7 protein-coding genes and 1 tRNA gene are annotated in these 7,761 nt (G+C 57.5%); 6 read left to right on the forward strand and 2 right to left on the reverse strand.

The features are described from left to right. From VFU50_15010 to VFU50_15020, 3 genes are all read left to right on the forward strand, one after another. On the forward strand, nucleotides 1–247 hold a 247-nt coding region (locus VFU50_15010), incomplete at its 5' end, for a hypothetical protein (GenBank protein ID HEU5234172.1). A 268-nt stretch (nucleotides 248–515) separates the two neighbouring features. After that, nucleotides 516–592 (forward strand) — tRNA-Arg (locus VFU50_15015). A gap of 385 nt (nucleotides 593–977) precedes the next feature. Continuing rightward, nucleotides 978–1,124, forward strand: a complete 147-nt coding sequence (locus tag VFU50_15020; protein ID HEU5234173.1) for a hypothetical protein — start codon at nucleotides 978–980, stop codon at nucleotides 1,122–1,124. A gap of 412 nt (nucleotides 1,125–1,536) precedes the next feature. Here VFU50_15020 and VFU50_15025 read toward each other — a convergent pair whose 3' ends face one another. Beyond that, a complete protein-coding gene (locus VFU50_15025) occupies nucleotides 1,537–1,914 on the reverse strand; it encodes a helix-turn-helix transcriptional regulator (protein ID HEU5234174.1) in 378 nt (125 codons plus the stop codon). Between the two features lie 143 nt (nucleotides 1,915–2,057). Here VFU50_15025 and VFU50_15030 point away from each other — a divergent pair, with 143 nt between their 5' ends. The 3 genes from VFU50_15030 to VFU50_15040 all read left to right on the forward strand — a co-directional run bounded on the left by VFU50_15030 (nucleotide 2,058) and on the right by VFU50_15040 (nucleotide 6,190). Next, nucleotides 2,058–2,321 (forward strand): helix-turn-helix transcriptional regulator, encoded by a 264-nt coding sequence (locus VFU50_15030; GenBank protein HEU5234175.1) that lies wholly within the window; start codon nucleotides 2,058–2,060, stop codon nucleotides 2,319–2,321. Next, the gene (locus VFU50_15035) at nucleotides 2,314–3,510 is read left to right on the forward strand and encodes a type II toxin-antitoxin system HipA family toxin (protein ID HEU5234176.1); all 1,197 of its coding nucleotides are present in this window, start codon (nucleotides 2,314–2,316) and stop codon (nucleotides 3,508–3,510) included. The genes VFU50_15030 and VFU50_15035 overlap by 8 nt, the downstream gene beginning before the upstream one ends. 310 nt (nucleotides 3,511–3,820) lie before the next feature. Further along, nucleotides 3,821–6,190: a DEAD/DEAH box helicase family protein gene (locus VFU50_15040; GenBank protein HEU5234177.1), complete on the forward strand. Its 2,370-nt coding sequence runs from the start codon at nucleotides 3,821–3,823 to the stop codon at nucleotides 6,188–6,190. 754 nt (nucleotides 6,191–6,944) lie between these two features. Here VFU50_15040 and VFU50_15045 read toward each other — a convergent pair. After that, a partial coding sequence (locus tag VFU50_15045; protein ID HEU5234178.1) for a hypothetical protein occupies nucleotides 6,945–7,761 on the reverse strand: 817 nt, incomplete at its 5' end.

A 7,761-nucleotide genomic window follows, 5' to 3' on the forward strand; every position in this document is an offset into this window, starting at 1 on the left:
GCAGCAGTGCCAGGTGCTGAACGTCTGGTGGCTGTTGCCGCTGCAGCTGTTCTGCTGCAACTTCGGCAGCACGCACGCGATCCACCACTTCGTCGTCAAGGAACCGTTCTATATCCGCCAATGGACCGCCGCTGCCGGCCACCGCGCGCTGCGCGCGGTCGGCGTGCGTTTCAATGATCTGGGCACGTTCGCGCGGGCGAACCGCTTTCGCGACGCGACGACGCCGGCAGCGCTTTCGCCGGCGTGACTGCCTTCGCCTCGCGGTTCCGGCGTGCCGACCAGTTCGAAATTTCCACCGACCCCAAGCCGTTCGCGCTGAGCGTAGCTCGCGCAGCGAGCGAAGTCGAAGCGACATGGCTACGCTTCGACTCCGGCCCTGCGGGCCTTTGCTCAGCGCGAACGGTGTTGGCCGAGAGTCACCTTGGCAGCTGAACTGTACGCACTCCGCCGAAAACTGCTAAAATGCCCCCCGCCACAATGCGGCGTTATGTACTTCTATACATTCACGCCACCGCGCGCCCGTAGCTCAGCTGGATAGAGTAGTGGCTTCCGAAGCCATTGGTCGGGGGTTCGAATCCCTCCGGGCGCGCCACTTTGTCCTTGCCATCCGCCTTCGCCTTGCCGACATGATGTCAAATAGTGAAGTCTCGAATTTTCCAAGAGGCGGCGTTTGTTGTACCAGAATCTCAACAACCATGCCTTCCTGGTGTGGGACGACTTCGCCCGTGGTCATCGTATGCATATTTTCAGCTTCCCATAAGAGGGACCGTTGCCGGCAGGCTGCCGGCATTAGTTCTTGACGTGGGGATGTCGGCTGAAGACAATCGCGGGTGCGAACCTGGGCGAGTTGCCTGCAGTTTCGTCCTCCACGGTCGGGTACTCCTGTATTCGGCCGTTTTTATTTGAGCTGCATCGCTTACACCTCGTTCTTGTAACTAGAACAGGCTATCTTCAAATCGATCAGGGTCGAGACGTTGGTGCTTGATAAGTGCGTCGATCCTGTATCCGGCGGCCTGAATGCTCGTACCGCACAACTGGGCAAGTTCGGCGGGAGTACGAACGGCTTGGCACGCAGCGATCGGCATCATGATGGCGTCGGTCAGCGCCTTGGCTTGCTACTCTGAGTCTTCGTAGAACTGGTGCGTCCCGAGAGTCGCGCCGCGATGAAGCGTCACCGCATGTCAAGTACGATGTGAGAAAGCTCGTAAATCACAGTGCTGCGCGAAAATACATCCTCAACGAAGAGTCCGGTATATACGTCGTCGTGTAGCACTAGTAGTTTTCGCTCCGGCACGGAGAAGGCTGCACATTCGTTGAGTTCATCACTCCCGGCCACATGGTATTGGTATCCAGTGCGAGGCAACGTGTGCTCCAGTACACGCCACGCGTCTATCTTCCAAGGGCCTCCATCCGGACCCTTTACTGTAGGTAGAAGCCGTCGAATCCCATCCGCCACCTGCTCCAGCTTTCGGTAGCTCATAGGCGCCACCTTCATTCCGGTTGGCGTACGTCCGGAACTGGCGTTTCCCAGCGTAGTTATGGATCGAGTTCCTTGTTCTTGTTAGCCAACCAATTCATGATTTCTGGAGTCGGAGCATCGCCACTCTGTAGTCGACGAGCAAACGCTGCGACCAACCCTTTGGCATCTGCAGATAGATGTCCCGTATGTACCGTATCCTTTGATCGCTCCGCGCTGAGACGCAAATTTTCGATCTCCTCGGTCTTCGTGTTGTGGCTGATGAAGAACTTGATTGCGCTATCGGTGTGCTTAGGCGAGAGGCGTTTCTCCCCATACTCGATGCCGCTTAAGTGCGACGCGCTGATGCCCATGAACTCCGCCATCGCCTTCATCGAAAGGTCGTACCGGAGCCTCAGCACACGGGCTGTTTCTCCGAAGGGCGTGAGCTTCATCATTTCCTCCTGGTGGTGGTTGGGTAGGGCTGCATTTTCTCTGAATCATACATGATCTTCTCTAAAAAGAGAAGATATTCTCTTTATCACTCCCTATATGTCATATATTGCGTACATTAACTACTAGATGTACTATATAGGCAACTATGGACGCGAATATCAATCTTGCTCAAATAGGCACCGAGTTGCGCAAACGACGCATCTCGCGCGGTCTCACGCAAGCCGAACTCGCCAAACGAGCCAATCTGTCTCGGGCATTGATCATCCGTGCGGAACAGGGGGACACCTCTATTTCGATTGGAAATTTCGCAAAACTGCTGGGCGCCACCGGGGGCGAACTTGCCGTTGAGACGGCACGCCGTCCAACTCTAGAGGAGGCCGCGGACTTATTTGCAGAAGATCATGCCTAGAGAGCCATTGCCCGAGCGTGTATCGCGGCTTGAGGTCGACACGCCTCAAGGATATGCCGGTCTTTTGGGCAACGAAAAAGGCAGCTATCTCTTCACCTACGATCGTTCGGCAACACCGGAACGCGAAGTCAGCCTATTGATGCCGTTGCGAACGACCCAGTATTCGAGCGGCGCGCTACAGCCTGTGTTTGCGATGAATCTTCCTGAGGGATTTATTCTTGAGGAGATACGCAATCGATTAGCGAAAGTAGCTCGCATAGATCCTCTCCTGTTGCTCGCGATAACAGGTGACAGCAATCCCATTGGCCGGCTCACAATGCGATGCGAGGCTCTCAGGGACCTTGTGCCGGACCGAGGGGCTGCGCCTAATGGAGAAAACCTTGAAGAGATTCTCCACTGGAATGGCACGGAGGACATTTTCCAAGATCTTGTCGAACGCTACGTTCTTCGATCTGGAATATCTGGCGTACAACCCAAAGTGGTCGTGCCCGAGCGCGCCCGAGCGAACACAAGCGAACTCATCATCAAGAGCGGTAGAGATGAGTATCACCATCTCGCTATAAACGAATACGTTTGCATGTCGATTGCCAGAGCGGCAGGCCTTCAGGTCCCGCAGTTCTGGCTCTCCGATAACCATCAGCTATTTGTGATGCGGCGTTTCGACGTCGCGTCTAGTGGCGAGCGGCTAGGGTTTGAAGACTTCGCTGCCTTGATGGGGAGAAATGCGGATAAAAAATACGAGGGGAGCTACATGCTGATCGCGCGCGCAATCAGAACCTTTGTCGCTCCCGAACACATGAGATCGGCGCTTGATCAGCTCTTTGACACCGTGGTTCTGAGTTGTGCAGTAGGCAATGGCGATGCCCACCTGAAGAATTTCGGGGTGCTATATGAGCATCCTCAGAAGGGTGACGTCCGCTTAGCGCCGGTCTACGACATCGTCAATACGACGATGTATCTTCCGAAAGATTCGCTTGCCCTGAAGCTCGGCACAAGCAAAGCCTTTGCTGGACATGCTCGTCTCCTCGAATTCGCCAAAGAGTGTGATGTATCAGACGGGCCTAACAGAATCGCGCGCATCCTCGAAGCAGTAGAGAAGGAGTTGCAGTCGAACCAGGAGTTGCTTGTAACCGCTCCCGATTTGACAGAAGCAATTCTAAGCAACGCGAACCGACTCGAAGGCGGCTAAAGCCCGTTGCAGGTCTTTTAAGATGCTTAACAGTTAGCTTGCTACCGCGGAGGCCTGAGTCCGGCTCTCGCCAATCAAGATACGGAGAGCGCTATGTTGATCACTGCGAAGGCGCATTTGATAGCGACATATTGCGCGCGCGAGCGCTTCTCACTCACGCGCAGACCTTGCCCGCCAGCGTGCTCTAGGGCGACATTCTTCGAGCCTGTTGGATGATGGGTGTGGGCGCTTGCGATGGCTATTTCTCTGATGCCTATGCAGACCTCGTGTCGAGGGCAATTCGCGCTCTAAGTCAACCGATCGAGGACCGATGCTCGTGTCAATGACAGGTACAACCGACCATGATGTGGTCGTCGCGCTGCAGGCAGAAAACGCTCGCCTTGTCGCACTACTTGAGGCCCATGGCATCGAATGGCGCCCCTCGCGTGAGCCGTCGGTTTCGCTGACAATTTCGGACTCGAAACTTAGCAAAGAAAAGAGGATCGCCCTTTTTCGTCGGCTGTTTCAAGGCCGAAGCGACATCTATCCAATTCGGTGGGAAAGCAAGTCGACCGGCAAATCCGGTTACGCACCGGCCTGCTCCAACGAGTGGCGCCCGGGGATTTGCGAGAAGCCGCGCATCAAGTGTTCCGACTGTGGCAATCGTCAATTCATTGCCTTGTCCGACGCAGTCATCTATGACCACCTTATCGGGAAACAGACGATCGGCGTCTACCCGTTGCTTCCCGGCGACACCTGCCACTTTGTCGCCGTCGATTTCGATAAAGCCGAGTGGAAGGATGATGCACGAGCCTTCGTCCAGAGTTGTCACGAGCTTGGCGTGCCGGTCGCGCTCGAAATCTCGCGCTCGGGCAACGGCGCGCATGCATGGGTGTTCTTTGCCCGTGCCGTCCATGCGAGAGATGCCCGGCGTTTGGGCACAGCGATCATCAGCTACACGTGCGCGCGTACTCGGCAGCTCGAGCTCGATTCATACGACAGACTGTTTCCCAATCAGGACACGATGCCAAAGGGTGGTTTCGGCAATCTGATTGCGTTGCCTCTGCAGAAGAATCCTCGCGAGCGAGGGTTCAGCGTATTCGTCGACGATTCCCTGAATCCACATTCGGACCAGTGGACTTTTCTCGCAAGCATCAGGCCAATGGCATCCGACGACATAGAGCCAGTAATCCTGCGCGCCACGGGTGGTGCACACCCATTGGATGTGACCTTCATCGATGAAGAGGATTACGCGGAGCCGTGGAAACGACCGGCGTCTGGCGCCTACGAGCTGGACTGCGCACTTCCAACTTCGCTGACGATCACGGTCGCCAACCTCGTCTACTTCGAAAAGGCGCAGCTACCGCAGCAGGTGGCAAACCGATTGATCCGTCTCGCTGCCTTCCAGAATCCTGAGTTCTACAGAGCACAGGCGATGCGATTCACGGTATGGGACAAACCGCGCGTGATCGGTTGTGCAGAAAACTATCCCAAACACATTGCGTTGCCGCGCGGCTGCCTTGAGGCAGCGATAGATCTCCTCAAGCGACACGGCATTCGATATGACCTGCGGGATGAACGACTGGAGGCTCAGCCGATCGACGTTGCGTTCGCCGGAACTCTGCGATCGGATCAGGACACGGCAGTGTCCACGATGGAGCAGCACGACATCGGAGTTCTGTGCGCGCCCACCGCTTTTGGCAAGACCGTGTCGGCAGCCGCGCTCATCGCGCGTCGCGGCGTCAACACCCTTGTGCTCGTGCATCGGACAGAGCTGCTGAAGCAATGGCAAGAGCGGCTACAGACGTTTCTTGGCGTTGGGAAAGGTGTTGTCGGCACGATCGGTGGTGGCAAATCCAAGCCGACGGGCAAGATCGATATCGCGGTCGTGCAATCACTTTCGCGGCAGGGGGAGGTCAATCCACTGGTAGAGATGTACGGTCACGTTGTCGTCGACGAGTGTCATCACGTCGGAGCTGTGTCGTTCGAGGCTATCCTGAAACGCGTCAAAGCAAGATATATTCTGGGTCTGACCGCTACGCCAATTCGTCGCGACGGTCAGCAGCCGATCATTTTCATGCAGTGCGGAACGATTCGGCACGTCGCTGCCAAGCCCGAGGGCGAGCCCAAGGAATTGGAGGTTGTCGCGCGACTGTTCGACAAACAGCTTCTCCTGCCCGAAAGCGCCAGCATCCAAGACGTATTCCGGCACCTGGCCAACGACGTTGATCGAACGGCGGTGATTGCCGCTGAGATTGCCGCTGCGTTCCAGAGTGGGCGCAAAGTCCTCGTACTCACGGAGCGCACTGACCATCTGGATGCGATCCTCGCCGCGCTCGCCGGAAAGGTAGAGAAGACCTCGGTGCTGCATGGCCGAATGTCAAAAAAACAGCGTACGAAATTGATTGCGGAGCTCAATGAACTTCCGCCCGACACGCCGCGTGTTCTGCTCGCCACAGGTAAGTTGGTCGGCGAAGGGTTCGATCACCCACCATTAGACACCTTGATATTGGCGATGCCGATATCGTGGAAGGGCACTCTGCAGCAATATGCGGGTCGCTTGCACCGCGAGCACGCGACAAAGGCCGACGTGAGGATCGTCGATCTCGTTGATACCGGTCACCCGGCTCTCCTGCGAATGTGGGACAAGCGGCAGCGCGGCTATCGGTCTATGGGCTACAAGTCTTCGCAGCTGGTCTAGCGGGCTATCCAAGCAGATTTCCTGGACACGAGCCGCGAGAAGTTGTGCGTTGCCGGTGCTCGCCAAACAACGGATCTTCACTTGCAGATGCCAACACAACCCCCTCCTCCGCCCTCCACCCCGTGACACCCCGTCACCTGAAAAAGCTTGGTTTCATCGACTACAGGCCTGGCAAGGACCATGAGTTTCAATGGGTGCTACTCCTGAACCCCCACCGGATAATTCAGCAGCTCGGTACCGAAGTTCAACAAAGGCACTGGACGGGTCTGCTCGACCGTGCCAACGAGGTCGGAGCTACAGATTTTGATTCTCCGCCAACTCCGATCGCGCCGACCAGTTCGGATCCGTTCGCCCAACAACCCGAAGGTGGCCAGTCGCGAAACTGAGGATCGAATACGAGTCCGGGCGCCGCAGCCGAGCGCCACGAGACGTTCTGGCCTCCACGCTTAAGCTCCTCGCTGCGGTAGTCGCCGTAATCGCCGCATATTTGCACATATCCTGAGTTTGCTTCGCGACTTGTTGGAACAGAGGGTTCGTGTGCACGAGAGGTGATCGCTTGATCCAACGAAGCAATGTTCGAAGAAGGGCAGTGTGTCACTCGCACTGCAATTGACTGTTTCACTTGATTGTTCTCGATGTTTCCTACAACGTGACACGAAATGCCCAAAAGATTCGGCCAATTCATGTCAAGACGAGGGGGTTGCTGACAGGAATTGCCCGATTTCACTGACACTTTATGCCTGCATGACCCGCCTCAGCGCCGCAGCGCCCGCTCCGCCTCGCCGCGCTCATAGGCGGACAATCGGCCGGCGACTTCGCGATAGTGTTGTACGGACGCGGCGTCGTTCGGCATCACGCCGGCCAGCGCGACCAGCACTTCGCGGCATTCATAGTCCGAGCCGATGTGCGCGGCTGAATCGAGCACGGCCTTCGTTGCGGCCGGGCCGAGCTTGCCGGCATGGATCAGCGCGAGCAGCGCCTCGCGCCGTTCGTAGTCGGAGCCGAGCGACTGCGTCGATTGCACGTACGCCGGCGCGAGCGCGTCGACATCGTGCGCCCGACGCGCGACCGCGACGAGCAGTTCGCGATGTTCGTAGTCCGAGCCCATCTTGTTGCTGGCCGCGAGCACGCTGCCGAGCTGCGTGTCGTCGAGCGCGTGGTGCGCGAGCATCGCCTCGAGCGTGCGCCGGCGTTCGTAGTCGGACGATACGCGCAGCCCGGCGGTCAGCCAGGCCTGGCGCACGTCAGGCGAATCCGCCAGCTTCGGCAGCATGCCGATCAGCAGTTCAGCGAGTTCGTAGTCGGAACTGAAATGCAGCGCCTGCTGCAGGAAGGTCACCTGCTGTGCCACCGACAGCGACTGTTTGGCGAAGATACGGTCGAGCATCTGGCGGCGTTCGTAATCGGATTGCGCGGCGCCGGCAATCTTCAGCGCACGGTCCAGTTCCGCCGGCTTCATCGGCCCGCGATCGACGAGCAGGCCGACGTAGATTCCGCGCACGTAGCCGGAATGGATGAGTTCGATTTCGTCGAGCACGCGCCCCGCGCCGCCGGCGGAGTACAGGCGCTGC

It is taken from the genome of Terriglobales bacterium, from assembly GCA_035764005.1.
Lineage (GTDB): Bacteria > Acidobacteriota > Terriglobia > Terriglobales > Acidobacteriaceae > Gp1-AA112.